Raw genomic sequence first — 18,035 nt, forward strand, 5'->3', positions numbered from 1 at the left:
GGTTGTACCTCCTTAATTAGTATCTTTTATAAGCAAGATCGTATGAAGCTTTATCATTAGCGCTGAGCCTTGTTATAGACGTAACATACGCATACATTAAATCATTACTTGTATTATGTTCCAACCCAAGAGCATGACCAAGCTCATGAGTGGCAACATTTTGTTTCTCAGCAGAACTCAACTGGTTCATTCGATATTGATTGAATGTCATCCTACCTGATGGATAGGTTAGAGCAGCATAGTTATCTATATCGTAATAATCGGACAAAGTAACATCTTCAATAGTTGATGCATAGTCCGGTCTAATAATGCCAAATTTATAATTTTCCCAGGTATTTACCCCGGCATTAAATGAAGTTTGATAAGCTGTACTTCCTCCCCATTCTAGGTGCTTAGTAGAATCAACTAAATCCCACGACAATAAGGATGTGGTAGCAGCAGAGGCTTGCAAAGAAAAAAACAATGAACTGTGTAATGATAAAATAGTAAGTGCAGCAATTGTAACGATTTTTTTTAGTCATAACTTTATGGATATTCCCCTTCTTCATTCTATATCCTCCCTAAATTTTAATATAATTTTAAAACAAATTGATAAAATTCCATTCCTCTAATTTTCTATAAAAGGACACCTCCTTTTATGATGTGCTCCCCATTAAGATGCATGAGGTTTGCACACAGCCCTTTGAGTCCCTCTATTCATTAGACACTCACTGTTGCAGTTCTAAGGTGAAAGGAGAGAACTAAATCGCCCCATGCCCCAAACTATAGCAACAAACCCTCTTTATGTCATTGACTATAAAACTATGAAAATTCCAAAATTTATAATATGTTTATGTATCCTTTTTTATGCTCTATCGTCCATATGAACGAATCCAGGTAGTTCCATCCAAGCTTGATGCAACAAGTTTTTTATAATAATTTGACCTTAAAAGAGTACTCGTACTTTGGGTTATAGTCAGTAATCTTTAAAAATATTAATTCAGAAAAATCTGAGTGTTCTTTCAGTGATTTGTGGATTTGGTAAGTCCAAATCGTCGGTTCACCAGATATTTTTCATAACTAAACTCTCGTATATTCAACTCATCAAGTTATAAGAAACCGATTTTTTCAGAAAATACCTCCATCCTGTTAACTTCGTATCCGAAATACCTAAGTTTTTTCACTCATCACAGGTGACCCTAGTAGGGGATAAAATGATTGTTTGAAAAGGATATGTTTTAATCTATACAAACACCAAGATTAGAATAGATATCCTCATGCACTTTCATATTTCCCAAAAATACACATGGCACCCTAAAATAAGTACCATCTAAGGAGGGATGTATGATGGAAAGTGAGGAAACTTTGCAACAGCGATTGGAGAACAATCGACAACGACTCTATGATTTGCAAGCAAAATATGGACTAAGCCATATTGATGTACTCAGGCAATCTATGGTTTTGGACGAGCTGATCAATCAATATAATCGGATATACTATGCACAATTAAAAAAGCCGATTGCTTGAAAGCAATCGACTGGGCGAGAAACTTGTGGTGGGTCACTCGCCCTTTTATTGTAACATACATGCCAAATCATCTGATTGCCAGCTTTATCGTTTATTTTTCAGTTCATTCATACAGAAGATACAGATCCAAGCACTTTTAAAATATGTAAGATGTTGAAGCTCGCCACATAAAATACAGGCCTCCCCCACGCATCGTCGCATAATCAAGCCACTCTCCGTCATCCAAAATTCCATGGCTGTATGCTTGCCAATCCCAAGACGCCTCCTTATATCTACGGGGATGACAATCCGACCTAAGCTATCCAAGTCCCTGACCATTCCTACGCGATCCAAGAAAAAACCTCCTTATTCAAAAGACTCAATACACCCAAAATAGGCATACATGCTTTGGATAAGGAAATATTTATCATCACATGGCGTGAATTGGAAAAGAAACGGTACCTGCTGAAGAAGTTACATCGGCAGTAGTATGGGCTTCGTAATAATCAGATAATGTAACCTCTTCAACAGGAGATACACGGTTTGGTCTAATAATACCAATTTATAATTTCGCTCAGTTCGCCATTCTTAATGTAAATTGAAAAACCTCGAAAATAAACGGCGTACCCGCAATTACAAGAGCTTCTTCCAATTCAACAGTCAATGTGGTACTACTTATCTGGTACAACCTGCTTTCCTGCAGTACCCCATTAATATACAAATCCGTGTAGCTGTTCGCACCCAATTCTGGAAGCTGACTTGCCAACTGTCCATCATCATTCGTAAACTGGGAAATAGGGATTTCAACCGTACCCGTCAGATCTGAATCGGCAAAATAGAAATATCGCTGTACCTCAGGCACAACCGTGATCCCATCCAAATTAAGCGGTGGTCCCTGCTCTCCCTGTGGCCCAGCCTCTCCTTGCAAGCCTTGAATCCCTGGAACCCCCTGAAGACCCTGTTCACCTTGGGGGCCTATGGCGCCCGCCTGGCCCTGGGGTCCGGCACTACCCGGAATGCCCTGTGGCCCAGCCGGACCTTGTATGCCTTGATGCCCAGCATTACCATCGGTCCCCCTTAATCCATGCACCCCTTGAACTGCTCCTCCTGAATTGCCTTGAGGCTCCTGTTCGCCGCCTCGCAGTCTTCGTTGACCTTTGAATTTCATAAAACAGATTTTTTTATTTGATAAACCTGAGGGCACCCGCTCAGCGTGCAAATGATGTCTATAAGCGCATATTCTCTCTCTTCTTCTACCCTGTCTATAAATACGTTTATTTCCCTTTTTGTTACGAATGCAGCTCGTTCCTGTACGATAAATGGGCATAAAACGGAACGCTCCCATCTTTTGATCTCTTTCCTTCTTTTTTTTCCTTGCCACCTGGGTCAAGCGATATCTTTTACGCAACAATAAATTTCCCAATACTGACACCTCCATAATTAAGTACAGTTTCATTATCTTATGGAATCTAAACGAACCTGATTGGACAGATGACCTCCTTAAATTTTTTTCCAAAAAAATAAATTTTTAATGCTCACTTCCATTTCGCCGTTACATTATTTTTTCTTTCTGAATTTACTGAAAGTGGGACTGAATCCCCTGTAATTTTTCAAAAAAATAAATTCCCCCAATTTTAGAATGGAGGTACCAACATGCCCGTTATTAAACCTGTTTATACCGCCGTTGCAACTGCACCGGTCGCAAGCGGAGGCGTAGTCACCACTACTGTAAGCCCAGCTATTACAAATTTTTTCTCAGCTGTAACTGCTGGTGATATTGCCGGAGGTGTTACAACACTTCTCGCCGCAAGCTTTGTTGATGATGCTGATGCTCCAGTCGTCGCTTTACCTGTCCTTAGCGCAGACGATTATTACAATGTATTTGTGAATGGTGTTTTGCAGCAGGCTACTTTATCCACTTTGACACCCGCCAGTCTAGTTTTGGCGACCACTGATATTGCCGTAGGTGTTCCTGTCACCCTTGCTGTAGCCAGCTTTGGGAATACGGTCTCATCCATTACGACTCAGCCAGCCATTTCGGCACCAACGGTTACGATCAGCACTTAATCAATTTTTTAAATAAAATGGATTCAGAACCATTTTCTCACATGATATACGTTAGCCTGGAGATTCTCAGTCTCGTAAACTGTGAATCTCCAGGTTTCAATAACTGGAGGTGAGATATACTTATGCCAATTATTCCTCCGTTTCAGGGATCAAAAAAATTTGTCTCCAACATTTTAGAAGGCACAGGAACAGGAGCCTCCTTTTCAATTGCGGCTATAAACTTTATTGATGATGCAGGATTGACAATAACTTCATTTCCAACAACGTTCAACTACTATCTTCTCTATATTAACGGTGTACTCCAATTAGATAATTCATCCTCCGTTTCAGCAACTGCGATTAACCTTCCGGATGGAGATACACTTGATCCGTCTGTACCGATCATGATTGAATTCATTATCAGGTAAATTTCGATGTTCATAGAAGGGAGTGGTACATCCATGAGTCCAACAATTCAACCGATATACAACTTATCAGGCGTTTCACCAACACTGAACTCAATGACTGACAAGTTACAAACGGCTGAAGCAAGTCCTCAGTTCAACTACGCTTCCAATTATGGTATTTCTCAGTTGAGGGATATTGTCACCACAAACGGCGGAGGAAATGTGCAAAATTCAGCAGAAACGTATCAACTGAGTACATCAGCAGCTTCCAATGATCGTGCAGAGCTCCAAACAGCGGAACGCGGACAATTTCTTAACGGGGCGGCATTTGAATCCGGTATTAATGTACAAGTTCCCAGCCCCCCCACAGGAACTCAGCGGGCTGAATGGGGATATAGCGACAATACAAATGGGGCTTATTTTGGACAAGATAGCAGCGGCGTATATGTGGCTCTGTTACAAAATGGAGTAGAGACGTTGAAGGTTTATCAATCCTCATGGAATATTGATACGATGGATGGAACCGGTTCTAGTCGGGTGACCCTGGACACAACTGACGGCTATCTTTACCAGGTTCGCTACAACTATACCTACGGACAAGTAGAATTCCGTATCGTTGCAATCAATCCTCAGCTGTTTCAGCAAGCCGTTACAGTGCATCGCTTCACTCCGTCAAGCGCTGCACTACTGAAGGACGCTAACCAGAATATCAGGGCAACCGTTCTCAACGGCACATCCGGGGGAGCCTTCAGCATCAATGTAGGCGGAAGGTATTTTACCAACCTGGGTTCCATCTTTAAGACCTCCCGAATCACATCAGAAACCCGGATCAATGCCACGATATCAAGTACTGCCTTCACTCCTACAGTGAGCTTCCGAAGAAAACTCTTTTTTCCAGACAACAGCACCCAGGTAAACTCTATAAATTTGGGGGCTGCCAGCTTTGATATATTGGCTTCGGCCGATCTCCAATGGGAAGTCCGGGTTAATTCAGTCCTCACTGGCGCATCCTTCGGAGCAGTGAGCGGGACTCCCTCTTCCGAGAGCTCCTTGCAGTCGGATATCTTGGCAACGGCTATGAATACGTCTCAAGGAGTTCGGGTTTTGGGGGGCCTGTCACTTGCAGGAACGATAGAGGGTGTCACCAATGTACAAGTTCCTTTTACACTTCCCGGAAACGGTAATTTAACTCTGGCCTTGCGAACATTGAACAATGTCAGCGGTAATGCGAGCGTGACCCTACGCTTGGAAGAGTTTTGGTAATCAGACGGATCTGTTGATAACTACAATTTGCATCATGTATAGGAGGATGGCCCATATAAGAGGTGTTATATTGCACTTTTACGGACTTGACTGGCAAATACACTTCGACATCTGTGTCAAAGCGTACTTGTCGGTCAATTCCGGCTTCAAAAAAGTCAGATATACGATTCTTTTTAGTGATCTGTACGTACCTCTCATTCTTCACTCCGCCCGTTCAGCCACTTGAACCAGTGGAGCAAATGACTGAATCGGTATTCATGCTGCGAAGCGTAGGTCCACACCTCTGGCTCTTCACCGGGCTCCTTCCAGACCAGCATGGAAAAGTGGCCTTCCTCCTCATTGGCGACTGACAGCAGCGAAAGACGATCATCCCCAAATCGGTATGGGGCCGATTCCACCCAATAATTCCGCATGTCGCTGATCCAGCTGCGAAACCGCTCTGTGCTTGAGATCCGTAGCACGTCATCCGGCAAGAGCATATGCTCTCCCATGTCCTGCCAGTACCCGGCATAACGGTAGCGTGCTTCCAGCATCGGACTGAGCGGCCGGGCTTTGCCGGGAGCCAGCGTGGGCATACACGTGACGGGAACGACCGGACCGATGCTCTGGATAGCATAAGAGCGGGCCTCCCCCTCACTCAAGCCGAGATACATAGCCTCCGCGAGAAAAGCGTTCCGTCTTACATCAAACTGATGCTGATACTGTGACATTTCATTTTGTAGCTCCAAAACCATACCCTGTACTGCATCTGTTCCGATCATTCCCAAGCACCTCTCATTCCAAAATATAGTCGTGCAGCTTGCGCTGTGCCCGATATTCAGCCCAATTGAACGCTGGCCATGCCGTTTCTTCCCTCGTCATGCTCATCAGACGACCTTGTAGAAACTCATCCATCGCTCCGTGTTCCTTACGGCTAAATTCAATCAGCAGCGGAATAGCATCCGCCGATAGCCCACTCAAATATTCCTTATCGATCACCGAGGTAGTGCGATACCGTTCGAGATTATTTTCAGCAATCCGTACATCAATGCCCACATAATTCACGACGAGATACGCCACCAAAGCGAGTACAACATAATATTTTGCCAGCGGAAGCTGACGGACATGAATGCGCACTGCTGCGATGAGTAGCAGCAAGCCCAGAAAAATCATAAACGCGTGTACCAGATAACGGGTGTACGTATATCCGTAGGCCTCTTCGTACATGACCAGCCGGGTATAGCCTGAATACAGCATCACACCCGAGCAGCCCACGAGTACATACAGCAGGCCGTTGTTCATTTTTTGCAATATATTTGAGCCGAATTCGGTCCACTTTAGCACACTGATCATCAGGACAAAGTTGATGCCTGTCACCATAACCAGCTCCCCGAAGCCCCTTCTCGCATATTCTGCATACGAGGTTCCTTCCGGCAAGGCACCTTCCCATGCACCAAACAGATATCCGAACTGCAATACGACGAATACAACATACACCAGATTCATAACAATCAGCACCGTAGCGGTAATCACAGGATCAAACTTGATCGCGACCGACTCGTGGTAAGGCACTGCTGATTTGTTAATCATCACTGAAGAGTGACCATCATACTCGGTGGTTTGACCATTCTTGCGCTCGTCTAACCCATGCCATGACTGAACCTCTCTCTCCGTATTACGCGGAGCAGGCTGTACAAATCCCCACAAATAGCAGAAGAAACAGAAGGTAAAAAAACAGGTCCAGATTAGCCGCAGCATTCCGCTACCAAATGACAGCGTGCCGATCCATGAAGGTATACCCGATAACAGTTCCTCGAACAGCCCATCCGCTGATGCCAGCAGAGATATAATGATGAACAGCAGTGGCAGGGCGATCAGCAAACCAACCATCACTTTCCCCAATACACGCTTGCGCTCATCCTTTACATTCCGAAAGGCTGCTGTCTTGAACATCCGAAACGGAGTCACGACATGCCGAAGATTTTGATAAAACAAATGGCTTAACGCCTGACCAATGATACCGGGTTCCGACCAGCTATGCCTCTTCTCCCCGAGCAGCATCACCATATGTACACTAATCAGAGCAGGTATAGCCAATGCATTTAACACATATAGGACCGGATTATCGAACAGCGCATATGTCAGCGACAGCAGCACAATCACGGCAAACAGCAATTTCCCCATCCATAAGTCAAGCCGGATACGATCCCGGTTATAGACATACATATAGGTGTAGAACAGAATGACAAAAATCGGCAGAGACACGCCCAGCGCATGCCCGTAAAACAGATATTGATGAACCAGCGCCAACACAATCGCAGCAGCAAAGGCGGACAGGAACGACGGTTTCGGCAAAGACGTTCCACTCAACTTGTCATGCATGGTAAATACCTCCACAAATATGCTTTATAACCCTTATTGTAGATGATAAAATAAGAAGATAAAGAGAAATTAATCGACGTAAAATTTCCTATTTTATATAAACGACTGCACTTTAATCATCCATAGGGGAAACGGAGCAACCATTTATGAAACTTCATGCCCAATTTTTACGGCTTCACTCGCACACCGCTGACGACAGGGATGAGAACCATACAATAGAGACTACGCTGGATGAGCTGGCGGTTATTTTTGACTGCACCCACCGCAATGCCTTGATGATCATTCAGAAAATGGAAAAGCATGACTGGATACAGTGGACTCCCCGCCGAGGCAGGGGCCGCCGCTCCAGCCTGCACTTCCTGATTCAGCCGGAGGACATTGCGGTGCAGTCCATGATGCAGGCCATCGACCGCCACGACATCAAACGCGCATTGGATGAAATCCGGACCCATTCGCGTTCATCCACGATGCAGGAGCATTTGCAAGGCTGGCTGCTGAACTACTTCGGGCATCACGCAGAGGTTCGCAGCGATCAGCAGCAGATTGATACGTTGCGTCTGCCCATTCGCCAGCAGCTATACACGCTGGACCCGCTATATATGAACTGGCTCGCGGAGTCCTTCGTATCCAGCCACGTCTTTGACGGGCTGGCCCGCCGGGCGAACGAGAGCGGTGAGATATTACCGGGACTGGCGCACGCTTGGGAGGTGGACGCTACCCGTACGCAATGGACCTTTTTCTTGCGTAAGGAAGTACTGTTCCATAACGGCAAAATACTGACCGCCGAGGATGTGGTTTATACCTTTGAGCGGCTGAGCCGTGCGCCGGGACGGAGGCTGTACCATTTTATCGTTCGGCAAATCGAGCACGTACAGGCGCTAAGTCCGACGATGGTACGCTTCGAGCTGAAGGAGCCGAATGAGCTGTTTCTGTCCTTCCTGTGTACCAGTCGTGCCGCCATCGTGCCTCGTGAGCTGAATCAGGCGGGTGAAGCGGCCTTTGGCATCCGCCCTGTGGGCACAGGGGCTTTCAAGGTCACGGAGATGAACGAGAGCTTATGCATACTGGAGGCATTCGCTCCTTATTTTCAAGGCCGCGCCCATCTCGACCGGGTGGAAATTGTTCAGCTCCCGTGGGCGGCCAAGCCGGAATCGGCGGCGGATACCGCAGATACAGCTTCGCCCTTTCATATCATCCACAATCCCGTATTGGCCGGGAACACGGATACTGCATGGAGTCAGATTCACTCGGCAGCTTCGGTGCGTAAATTTATTACATGCAATACACACAAGGACGGGCCGTTACGTAACCCAGAAGTACGTGCCCGTATCGTGGCGTGTCTGGATCATCGCAGCCTCCCTCCGATGGTGGATGCATCCGACGACTCGTATGAACCCCCGGCAACGTTGCAAATTGCGACCATTCCCGAGTATAGAGCCGATGCGGACCGGGTCGCGGCCCAGTTGGAATCGTGCGGATATACTTGTAATATCGTGGCTGCATCCATGAATGAATTCAAAAGCTCCTCCATCCGTATGGAATCAGACCTGATCATCTTTTCTCTGTTTCGTGACCGTGATGAGCAATTGCGCCTGTTCGATCTGTATCTCAATGTATCCGGGCATGTCGAGCCGCATAGCCGCGTTGATATCGAAAGACTGCTGCGCGATATTACACGGGAAGCGGATCATACGATCAGGGCGCGTCAATTCGAGCATATCGAAGCCCGGCTTATTCATGAGCACCAGCTCCATATTTTATATGAAAAGCCCGTCCAGACAGCATATCTCCCTTCTGTGCGCGGCGTTTCCTTCAACAGCCAGGGGTGGGTGGATCTGCGTCATGTCTGGTTCCCGCCTGCTCAACCGCAAATATCCAAGCCTTAATGGAAAAGACTTCATTCGCGAGTGTTCCGCCACAATAAAAAAGGTATCCTCTTTTACAAGAGAATACCTTTCATGTGCTACCCAGCCTAATTTAAGCAGAAGTATCCCGGGATGAAAATGACCAGCCACCCATCCCATGACTGTGAGCTCCGCTAGGATCCTCTACAGGGGGAGCAATGGGTGAAGAATTCAGTATGATAAAAAAATTAAACGCGAGCAGAAAAAAAATGATCTTTTTTATCATTAAAGTGATCTACCTCTCTAAGTAAATTTTTATATTCCTCCGTCTCCTCAGGCGAGGCAGTATGCCGGAATTTCTCAAATAAACCTACACATTTAATCGTTACAGGATTACCATTCAGCACCACGGAATAGGACAGGCTTTCCAACAGAAATTTCATACCTTTCGCATAACGCTTATTATCGAGATCGTAGCAAGCCAGCTCTGCCAGGAATCGTGCATAGAGATCCGCTGACACTTGCTCCGTATAGGTGCCTACCTTGGTATGGTGATCCGCAAATGCAGCAATCTGTTTCTCGAAACGTTGCAATACGTCGTCCACATTAAATTCATAACGGTTTGCGGCCAGCATGATTTTGAACAATCCCATCAGAATCTCGCCTTCGTTTCTTTCCAGATAGGCCACATACTGTGGAATGACGTCCAGTTTACCGGACATAAGCTGATACAGATATCCGTTAGCCTCAGCCCAGTTGCTACACTGTTCCTTCAAGCGGCGTGCTTCTTCCGTATCCTCCTGCACCCAGCTTAGATCAGCGTACAGGGAGACATATTCCAAAGCCTTTTCGTAATCCCCTCGTTCGTCACAAATACCTGCACGCAGCACGTAAGAGTATACAATATACATAAACAAAGGACCCTTTGTTTGCTTGTCACGCTCTGTTTTTCTTGTTTTTCCATATTTTTGATCATACTGTACTTTAGCCCTGCGACACATTTTATCAGCTAACGCGTCTACTTTATCCCACCGACGCAGCGAAACATAAGTATTGGCCAAATCTTTTAATGCATCCAGTTGATCCACTTCACCCAATCGATCTACAAAGCTTTCAAAGTGTGTGGCGGCCCACAAATTTTCATCCTGATCATCACCGACAGCGATTGTAAATAACCGATACTGGCAGAGAGCCAGACGCTCGGAATGCTGATACTTCTCACTTTCCGAGACATTTTTATAGATGATAGCCGCTGCCGCAAACTTGCCTTTTCTGAACAATTCTTCTGCCGTCTCAAACAAGGCCGGAGCGTAAATCAGATAGTCCATCATAAATTCCACGACTTGTTCAATACAGTCCAGCTTATTCAGCTCTGCACAACGATACAAAAATGGGCGAACCCGTCGCCAATTTGGTGCTGAATTCCGTATAAATTCTTCAATGTACAGCTCATAGAGACTTCCCTCTTCAAGCCCCATGCCTGCCGCAATCCGATCCAATAGCAACATCGCAATCGGCCGATTACCGTTGATAATGGCACTGATCGTGCCCGCATTAATACCCGTGTTCTCCCCAAACTTACTAATCGTGATTCCTTCACGTCTGATATACTGCTCCAGCTCTGCACGAATCGTGGTTGTTTCCTTCAAATCAGGCACCCCCAGGGATTACTTGTATGTTTTCAATTCAAAAAAAGAAAATTCCCGTGAATATTCCCTTTATTATACAAAACAAAACCCACTTCGCCAACTGCATAAATTCGTTTACTTAAAATTTATTTGGACAGAGTCAACCGTTTCTTGAAATCACATGAATCACAAGCTTAGCGATGTGGATTGCTCACGTAGTTCTTAGAGTAAGGTCCCCTGCTCCCTCTTACGCGCCCCTTACAACAGTTAATTGCAATAAAGCACAACAATGATTACTATTCTAAAATATAAAAAACTAAAAACATATAGTTCATAGTATTTATTTCATAGATGTATAAATATGAATAATAAGTTGCGTATTTACAAACTATTCAAAACCAATCCCCAAATTGGGGCTACTACCGACAGATTTGGTAATTTCCTAGTTTGCGTATACTATATGGAGAGTGAATTGAAAAACACTTATCTTACCATAGGTCAATATAGCTATAATCCGGTGTATTATGGAACGAAGGAAAGGATATGACAAATCAAATGGACAATACCCTTACAACAGAACAGCAAATTGCAGCATGGATGGTCGAGCAAATTCGGGAAGTGGGAACCTTGAAACAAGAAGACGCGATTGCATATGTACGCTCTGAGTATGGAGAGCAGTATGTGTTTATAAGTGAGCACGGTCATGTATCTCTCGAAAAGGAAATCAAAAAAGCGTTTCGCAAGCTTCATGGCGGTAAAATCGCCTGGGATCGTGACGGATTCCTCTGGGCCTGGACGTAACAAGCAAAAGCATCTGCCATAGGCAGGTGTTTTTTTGATAATTTATATATATTTTTTCTGGAGTTGGCTGATTTGCCCCTTCACAAAATGCCGAAGGGTTGCAGGCTCTACGATTTCAACCCGGCCAATCCAATCCATTGCATCACGACAGGCCGCTTCATAACTGTACATGTTTACGGTCAGAAGCAAATGGCTTCCTTCCTGTGCGGACTGGAGAATTTCCAGTTTTTTCGCTACGATTCCAGCTTGCGCCTCATTCGTCCGGATCACAACCGGGTAGTATTCTTTCTCTCTGCACAACTCCTTAAATGTTGTTTCTTGCTTCGTCCAGTGATTTTCCAGCGAAAAATCCACAGGAACCTCAAAGAACTCCGCAGACGGCTTAACCTTAACCGCCATGATTCGCCCGCACTTAAAGGTCCGAATCTCCTGCCCAGCTTCACAAAAGGCAATGAGATACCAATCTCCCTTTTTCACCACAAGTCCATAGGGATGTACATGCCGTGAAGAACAGACTCCGTCCGCTCTACGGTACTGAATGGTTATTTTATAAGACCCCCATACCGCAGCTCTCACGACCTCAAGGCAGGGAATCGCTACGCGCTCCGTCCACCAGGGCGTATCATCAAAATAAAACCGCGCTTTGGCCTTCCGAATATCTGACTGATAAGAGTCCGGCATTGTCTGTTCCAGTTTGAGCAGTGCATTTTTTAGCTTCAAGCCCGATTCCGTTGGCCCGCCTGTATAAATGCCCATACCCGTTAAGTACAACTGAATGACATCACCGCCATTTAACTGTTTAAGGTTCGCCGTATAGCCCTCCATCAAGTAAATTCCGCCCTTTGGGCCCGTTGCAGTAACAATCGGAACCCCGGCTTCAGCCAAAAGGTCGATATCCCTGTAGATTGAGCGTACAGAGGTTTCCAGTGCGGATGCCAATTCCTTGGCCTTCATTCTTCCTCTGGATTCGATACATAATAAAATCGCAATCAAACGATGCAGTCTCACAATCATACCTCCACCATAGATGGTTAATCCGAATTGAACAGATAGTACATAGATTGTTGACACCCCGTTGGCAAAAATAGGAGCGTATCATAGAAGTAAAGGGGTGTAATAGATAATGAATATTGGAATATTGGGGACGGGATTCGGTTCGTATCATGCGTCACTTTTAAACAACCATGCCCAGGTGAACAGAATCGTCGTATACGGAAGAAATGAAACCAAACTGCACAAGCTGAAAAAGGAGCTGAACGTAGAGGTTACACAAAATATAGAGGATATTCTGCTTGATCCATTCGTAGACATCGTCGATATATGCCTGCCCTCTCATACACACAGGTCACATGCCGTTGATGCGTTGAAGCACGGAAAGCATGTATTTTGTGAAACACCGGTTTGCCTTAATCTCGAAGACGCTCTCCTTATACAACAGGCTGAGCAGCAATATGGTAAAAAGGTTCTCGTCAACCAGTTCATTAAGTTTGATCCTGCCTATACCTTTCTTTATGAGGCTCACCGTCAACAAAAATACGGGAAGCTCATTTCCTTGTCCTTGAAAAGAGAAACGCCTCCCCTATGGGGGAACCTTGGGCTAAGCTCCATCCCTACTCAGTTCATGATTCATGAGCTGGATTTACTCACATGGCTGTTGGGACCCAGTGACCCGTGTACAGTCTGGGGTACAGAGGTGGTCAATCCTGAGCAGGCGCAGGTTCGGGCCTATTTTCAGCATCAGGATACGTTCACAGAAGTCATCGCTTCTTCCCATATGCCAGGAGGTTACCCGTTCACGGTGGCCTATGAAGCTTATTTTGAAAAGGCCAAGCTGGTATTTCATGAAAGCGACGAAAACGATCTTATACCCACCGCATTATATGAGTATACCGCATCAGGGCAGCAAAAAATCAACCTCGAATCTGTCAATCCATACGAAAAAAGTTTAGAACATGCACTTGAATGCTTTGGTGGGCATTCAGAATGCCAGATTCCACTGGAGTCAGCAGTACAATCGTTGGAACTGGCTATTCAGATTCAAAATAGACTGGGGCAGGCTCAGCGTTAGCCGGTTGCCCCTGTCACCTGTCCTGATTCCTGTTCCTGCTACGGAGATCAGCCTCCCTTCCTTACAGGGAGGCTGTGGCTGTATCCGTAGGCAAGGAAACCTCGTCCGCATAGTTCGTGGCCATAATTTTTGCTACTCCCGCAGGGTCAGTGGTCTGACCCAACGCCCACATCATTTTAGTCACAAGTGCCTCCGTCGTCATGTCATAACCCGGAATAACACCCTTTTCCAGCACCTTCTGCCCCACCTCGTAAATCGTCAGATCGCCGCCCTCATAAGGACATTGAGTGGTCACGACGATACTCATGCCATCCTTCATTAATTCCTCAATTTTGCTGATCAGGCTTCTTTCCTTGAAGGGCACGCCACCCATGCCAAAGCCCTCAATCACGATCCCTTTATAGCCCAAACCCTGAATGGCATCGAAAATCGCCGGATTCGTACCCGGAATCAGTCTGAGCAGAAATACCTCCGAAGCATACACGTCATTGTACGGATGGAGAACTGTACCGCGATTCGCAAATACGCCCTCTGTATAGACCACCTTCCCGTCTTCCACGAGGCCGATATACGGATAGTTAATACTCTCAAAAGCGTTATAGCTGCGCGTTCTGATTTTGGAGCTGCGGCTGCCGTTGATGATTTTGCCGTTAAATACGACAAATACTCCCGCTACCTCGCCACATGCGGTCAGGAACGAGTCGATTACATTTTTTTTGGAATCACTGTGCTCAGCCAGAATGGACACCTGCGACCCCGTCACCACGACTGGCTTGTCTACGGTTCCCAACATGAAGCTCAAAGCCGAAGCCGTATAAGCCATCGTATCCGTGCCATGGGCAATGACGATGCCGTCGTACTGATCGAGGGAACGATGTACCATTCGGGCGATGGAGGCCCAATCCTCCGGTTGTGTGTTCGTGCTATCAATGCTCATCAGATTATGGGCATCAATTTCACAGATTTCCTTCAACTCTGGAATTTCCGCCAAAATATTTTCAGCCGATTGGGTCGGCGTCAGGCCGTTTTCCTGATAGGAGGAAGAAATCGTCCCTCCTGTATTAATGAATAGAACCTTTTTCATGTACCCTTGTTCCTTCCCGATTACATCTTCACTTTATTGTTCTTAGAATTTATCATGAATAAGTGTGAGAAGCTACTTTGCTAAGGAAAAGAATGAATGAAGAATGGTGCGTTCATAAATCTGGAGCTGCAATTCTACATGTCTAGTTTCCAATCATGATCGAACTAACTTTGATCCGAAAAGGGGAAATAGATTATAGGGCAATATTTTGACTAATCTTTTTCGATAAAAAACAAAAGAGCCAAGTGCAAAATACACTTGTCCCTTTTATTCGGAGAAACGGTATTTAGTTAAGTGAATCCACCAGCGTCTTCAATTGCGGATTGAGCTTCAGCGCATTCAGGATGATTTGCAGAGCTTCTGCACGTGTGGAGTTGCTCTTGGGATCAAACTTTCCATCTGCTCTACCGCTGATGATACCTGCTTGTGCTTCAGCTTTGATCTCGTTTGCTGCATAAGAACCCTTCAAGTCATCGAAATTGCCTTTGGTGGTGTCCTTCGATACGTTGTTAAGGTTTAAGATGCGGGATAAAAGAACAACCATTTCCTCCCGGGTGATCGTGTTATCTGGCTTGAACGTACCGTCCTCATATCCGCTGATGACCCCAGCCTCTACAAGTTTCTTGATTGCGTCTTTTGCCCAGTGGCTGCCAACGTCCTTCAATGCGACACTCGTATTGTTGCCACCTTTGATATCGAACACGCTACTCAGAATCACTGCAAATTCAGCGCGTGTAATCTTACCATCCGGCTTGAACTTACCATCGTTGTAACCTTCAATCACATGCAGCTTTACGAAAGTATCGATAGTCTTTTCAGCCCAGTGCCCTTTAGTGTCCGAAAGAGTTAATGTAACCGGAGTTTTTTTAGCTTCCTGAATCCGAGTCTCAATGTTCTTAATAACATTGACGTCACCCTTCACTACATCTGACTTGAACACATCCTTTGCAGGATCAGGTGTCGGAGCCGGTACAGGTGCAGGAGCCGGTACAGGTGCAGGAGTCAGATTAGTGTCAGTTGTAGTAGAACTACCACCACGGCTAGAAGAACGTTTGTCGATCGTAATGACCTTCGTTCCCACAACACCTGATCCATCACGAGCAACTGCCTGAATTGTAATAGTACCAGCTTGAGTGGCAACAAGTACACCATCAGCATTGATCGTTGCTTCCCCTGTACCAGGAATTACCGACCAGCTAAAGGTTTTATCCGTTGCATTGTCAGGAGTTACATTTGCCTTAAATTGAAGAGAGTCTCCAACGGACATTGTTCCACTAGCGCCGGACACTGTGATAGCAGTAACCAACCGGGGAGCCCGTGTGACATTGACCGTATAGCTTTTCGTCGTTCCATCCTGTGCAGTCACTACAAAGCTAATGATATTTGACCCCACACTTAGACTAATCGGATTGTTAACCGGAGTCCCATTGAGCTGTAAAGCAGCCGTCGCGTGGCTATCAGTAGTTGTATACGTAGCTGTCGTGACCGAAACATCGTTAGGCACAGTTGCAGTATAGGCGTACACACTTTCACTTACCGTTTGATCGAGCGTAATGCCGCTTAAATTCAGCGAGCTTAAGGCAGCATGATTTGAACCAGCTCGTGTAACAGTTACCTCATAGCTTTTCGTCGTTCCATCCTGTGCAGTCACTACAATGCTAATGACATTAGATCCCACACTTAGATTAATCGGATTGTTAACTGGAGCCCCATTAAGCTGTAAAGCCGCTGTCGCGTGGCTATCAGTAGTTGTATACGTAGCTGTCGTGACCGAAACATCGTTAGGCACAGTTGCAGTATAGGCGTACACACTTCCAGTTACCGTTTGATCGAGCGTAATGCCGCTTAAATTCAGCGAGCTTAGTGTGGCATCCGAATAAACAGGAGGGTTCTGGCTACCAGCCATAGCCGTAGAAACCATGAAGGTACCGACCATAAAGGGACCATTGCTTAAAGCTATAGTCTGAATTACCTTATTATCGGATGTTCTGATTACGCTCATGTTGCTGCTGCTATAATTGACCGTAAAGGCTTTACTGCCATCAGCCGAAATACCGACCACATAGGGATTAGAACCAACCGCTACGGTGCTTTCCACTGTATTACTAGCGGTATTGATTACTGAAACAGTTCCAGAGCCACTATTAGCCACGTAAACCCTGCTCCCGTCGGGAGACACCTCAGTAGCCGATGGGTTGCTGCCCACAGGGACAGTTGCTTCCACCGTGTTGTCCACAACGTTGATGACAGAAACTGTATTGTTCCCTTGATTAGCTACATAAATCTTGGTACCCGCAGGATTAACCGAAAGACCATACGGGCGGGCTCCCGCCGTAATTTGACTGGTAATCGTATCGTTGGTAAAATCCACGACTGCTACTTTGTTAGCGCCAGACTGAGTCAGATAAAGCTTTTGGCCTGCCACTACCATGGCTACAGGACTTGATAATACACTTATTGTACCCGTAACTGTAAGCGTTGCTGTATTGATTACTGACAGTGTGTTGCTGCTCATATTAGCTACATAAGCTTTGCTGCCATCCGAGTTAAAGGCTACTCCGTGAGGTTGTGAGCCCACTGTTATTGTGCCGACCACCGTATCAGTAGCCGGATTAATCACCGAAACAGTTCCACTCGTTCTGTTGGTCACAAGAACCTGCGTACCGTTCGGGTTGAACGCTGCGCTATTGGGCTGACTCCCAACCGTAATTTTGCCCAATTCCACCGTACCGCTTTCCAAATCCACCACATCAACCTTGCCAGTATTGTAGCTTGTAATATAGGCTTTCTTTAATATGTCAGTAGTAGCCGCAGAAGCGGCATTAAAATTACCTAACAAAGTTGAAATCATACATAGAATAGCTATCACTGCCACAAACTTCATTTTTTCTTTTCTAAACATTTTGTTCCCCCCTGATCGTTTCGCAGAATGAATTTTAAAGCGTTGAATCTAAACAAGTCTAAAAAAAGCAAAAAGAGAACCCATAAGAGACCGACTATTTTCCCCTATGCCTAACGTCCCCTTCTGGTCTTTCCGTTGCAGGATCT

General features: G+C 45.7%; 15 protein-coding genes. 7 read left to right on the top strand and 8 right to left on the bottom strand.

Features of this window, described 5'->3' with window-relative positions:
• Positions 1-16: 16 nt before the first annotated feature.
• A complete protein-coding gene (locus QMK20_RS25715; RefSeq protein WP_283653849.1) occupies positions 17-421 on the bottom strand; it encodes a matrixin family metalloprotease in 405 nt (134 codons plus the stop codon).
• Between the two features lie 905 nt (positions 422-1,326).
• On the opposite strand from QMK20_RS25715, the gene QMK20_RS25720 reads away from it, so the two are divergent.
• The gene (locus tag QMK20_RS25720; RefSeq protein ID WP_283656346.1) at positions 1,327-1,506 is read left to right on the top strand and encodes an aspartyl-phosphate phosphatase Spo0E family protein; all 180 of its coding nucleotides are present in this window, start codon (positions 1,327-1,329) and stop codon (positions 1,504-1,506) included.
• Positions 1,507-2,059: 553 nt separating this feature from the next.
• On the opposite strand, the gene QMK20_RS25725 is transcribed toward QMK20_RS25720, so the two are convergent.
• Positions 2,060-2,653, bottom strand: coding sequence for a DUF4183 domain-containing protein (locus tag QMK20_RS25725; RefSeq protein ID WP_283653850.1), 594 nt, complete (start codon positions 2,651-2,653; stop codon positions 2,060-2,062).
• Between the two features lie 485 nt (positions 2,654-3,138).
• Between QMK20_RS25725 and QMK20_RS25730 the strand changes: the two genes are divergently transcribed.
• The 3 genes from QMK20_RS25730 to QMK20_RS25740 all read left to right on the top strand — a co-directional run bounded on the left by QMK20_RS25730 (position 3,139) and on the right by QMK20_RS25740 (position 5,201).
• Entirely contained in the window at positions 3,139-3,552 is a 414-nt protein-coding gene (locus QMK20_RS25730) for a DUF4183 domain-containing protein (protein WP_283653851.1), read from the top strand.
• Between the two features lie 122 nt (positions 3,553-3,674).
• A complete protein-coding gene (locus tag QMK20_RS25735; RefSeq protein ID WP_283653852.1) occupies positions 3,675-3,959 on the top strand; it encodes a DUF4183 domain-containing protein in 285 nt (94 codons plus the stop codon).
• A gap of 33 nt (positions 3,960-3,992) precedes the next feature.
• Positions 3,993-5,201, top strand: a complete 1,209-nt coding sequence (locus tag QMK20_RS25740; protein WP_283653853.1) for a hypothetical protein — start codon at positions 3,993-3,995, stop codon at positions 5,199-5,201.
• A 194-nt stretch (positions 5,202-5,395) separates the two neighbouring features.
• On the opposite strand, the gene QMK20_RS25745 is transcribed toward QMK20_RS25740, so the two are convergent.
• Together QMK20_RS25745 and QMK20_RS25750 are read right to left on the bottom strand one after the other, a co-directional pair.
• Positions 5,396-5,962, bottom strand: a complete 567-nt coding sequence (locus QMK20_RS25745) for a hypothetical protein (RefSeq protein ID WP_283653854.1) — start codon at positions 5,960-5,962, stop codon at positions 5,396-5,398.
• 13 nt (positions 5,963-5,975) lie between these two features.
• Positions 5,976-7,562: a DUF4153 domain-containing protein gene (locus QMK20_RS25750; protein WP_283653855.1), complete on the bottom strand. Its 1,587-nt coding sequence runs from the start codon at positions 7,560-7,562 to the stop codon at positions 5,976-5,978.
• A gap of 146 nt (positions 7,563-7,708) precedes the next feature.
• Between QMK20_RS25750 and QMK20_RS25755 the strand changes: the two genes are divergently transcribed.
• Positions 7,709-9,448 (top strand): ABC transporter substrate-binding protein, encoded by a 1,740-nt coding sequence (locus QMK20_RS25755; RefSeq protein WP_283653856.1) that lies wholly within the window; start codon positions 7,709-7,711, stop codon positions 9,446-9,448.
• Between the two features lie 206 nt (positions 9,449-9,654).
• Here QMK20_RS25755 and QMK20_RS25760 read toward each other — a convergent pair whose 3' ends face one another.
• Positions 9,655-11,055, bottom strand: coding sequence for a transcriptional regulator (locus QMK20_RS25760; RefSeq protein ID WP_349362248.1), 1,401 nt, complete (start codon positions 11,053-11,055; stop codon positions 9,655-9,657).
• Positions 11,056-11,589: 534 nt separating this feature from the next.
• Between QMK20_RS25760 and QMK20_RS25765 the strand changes: the two genes are divergently transcribed.
• Positions 11,590-11,835, top strand: a complete 246-nt coding sequence (locus QMK20_RS25765; RefSeq protein WP_283656347.1) for a DUF6953 family protein — start codon at positions 11,590-11,592, stop codon at positions 11,833-11,835.
• A 42-nt stretch (positions 11,836-11,877) separates the two neighbouring features.
• On the opposite strand, the gene QMK20_RS25770 is transcribed toward QMK20_RS25765, so the two are convergent.
• Positions 11,878-12,843, bottom strand: coding sequence for a helix-turn-helix transcriptional regulator (locus tag QMK20_RS25770; RefSeq protein ID WP_283653858.1), 966 nt, complete (start codon positions 12,841-12,843; stop codon positions 11,878-11,880).
• Between the two features lie 112 nt (positions 12,844-12,955).
• Between QMK20_RS25770 and QMK20_RS25775 the strand changes: the two genes are divergently transcribed.
• On the top strand, positions 12,956-13,903 hold the full coding sequence (locus tag QMK20_RS25775) for a Gfo/Idh/MocA family protein (RefSeq protein ID WP_283656348.1): 948 nt from the start codon (positions 12,956-12,958) through the stop codon (positions 13,901-13,903).
• A 61-nt stretch (positions 13,904-13,964) separates the two neighbouring features.
• Here QMK20_RS25775 and QMK20_RS25780 read toward each other — a convergent pair whose 3' ends face one another.
• Both QMK20_RS25780 and QMK20_RS25785 read right to left on the bottom strand, forming a co-directional pair.
• On the bottom strand, positions 13,965-14,987 hold the full coding sequence (locus QMK20_RS25780; protein WP_283653859.1) for an asparaginase: 1,023 nt from the start codon (positions 14,985-14,987) through the stop codon (positions 13,965-13,967).
• A 286-nt stretch (positions 14,988-15,273) separates the two neighbouring features.
• A complete protein-coding gene (locus QMK20_RS25785; protein ID WP_283653860.1) occupies positions 15,274-17,889 on the bottom strand; it encodes an S-layer homology domain-containing protein in 2,616 nt (871 codons plus the stop codon).
• Positions 17,890-18,035 lie beyond the last annotated feature (146 nt).

Source organism: Paenibacillus sp. RC334 (assembly GCF_030034735.1).
GTDB lineage: Bacteria > Bacillota > Bacilli > Paenibacillales > Paenibacillaceae > Paenibacillus > Paenibacillus terrae_A.

Excerpts from the sequence above, each read along its gene's own strand:
- QMK20_RS25720 (WP_283656346.1), top strand. The coding sequence starts at position 1,327 with ATGGAAAGTGAGGAAACTTTGCAACAGCGATTGGAGAACAATCGACAA.
- QMK20_RS25725 (WP_283653850.1), bottom strand. The coding sequence starts at position 2,653 with ATGAAATTCAAAGGTCAACGAAGACTGCGAGGCGGCGAACAGGAGCCT.
- QMK20_RS25730 (WP_283653851.1), top strand. The coding sequence starts at position 3,139 with ATGCCCGTTATTAAACCTGTTTATACCGCCGTTGCAACTGCACCGGTC.
- QMK20_RS25735 (WP_283653852.1), top strand. The coding sequence starts at position 3,675 with ATGCCAATTATTCCTCCGTTTCAGGGATCAAAAAAATTTGTCTCCAAC.
- QMK20_RS25740 (WP_283653853.1), top strand. The coding sequence starts at position 3,993 with ATGAGTCCAACAATTCAACCGATATACAACTTATCAGGCGTTTCACCA.
- QMK20_RS25745 (WP_283653854.1), bottom strand. The coding sequence starts at position 5,962 with ATGATCGGAACAGATGCAGTACAGGGTATGGTTTTGGAGCTACAAAAT.
- QMK20_RS25750 (WP_283653855.1), bottom strand. The coding sequence starts at position 7,562 with ATGCATGACAAGTTGAGTGGAACGTCTTTGCCGAAACCGTCGTTCCTG.
- QMK20_RS25755 (WP_283653856.1), top strand. The coding sequence starts at position 7,709 with ATGAAACTTCATGCCCAATTTTTACGGCTTCACTCGCACACCGCTGAC.
- QMK20_RS25765 (WP_283656347.1), top strand. The coding sequence starts at position 11,590 with ATGGACAATACCCTTACAACAGAACAGCAAATTGCAGCATGGATGGTC.
- QMK20_RS25780 (WP_283653859.1), bottom strand. The coding sequence starts at position 14,987 with ATGAAAAAGGTTCTATTCATTAATACAGGAGGGACGATTTCTTCCTCC.
- QMK20_RS25785 (WP_283653860.1), bottom strand. The coding sequence starts at position 17,889 with ATGTTTAGAAAAGAAAAAATGAAGTTTGTGGCAGTGATAGCTATTCTA.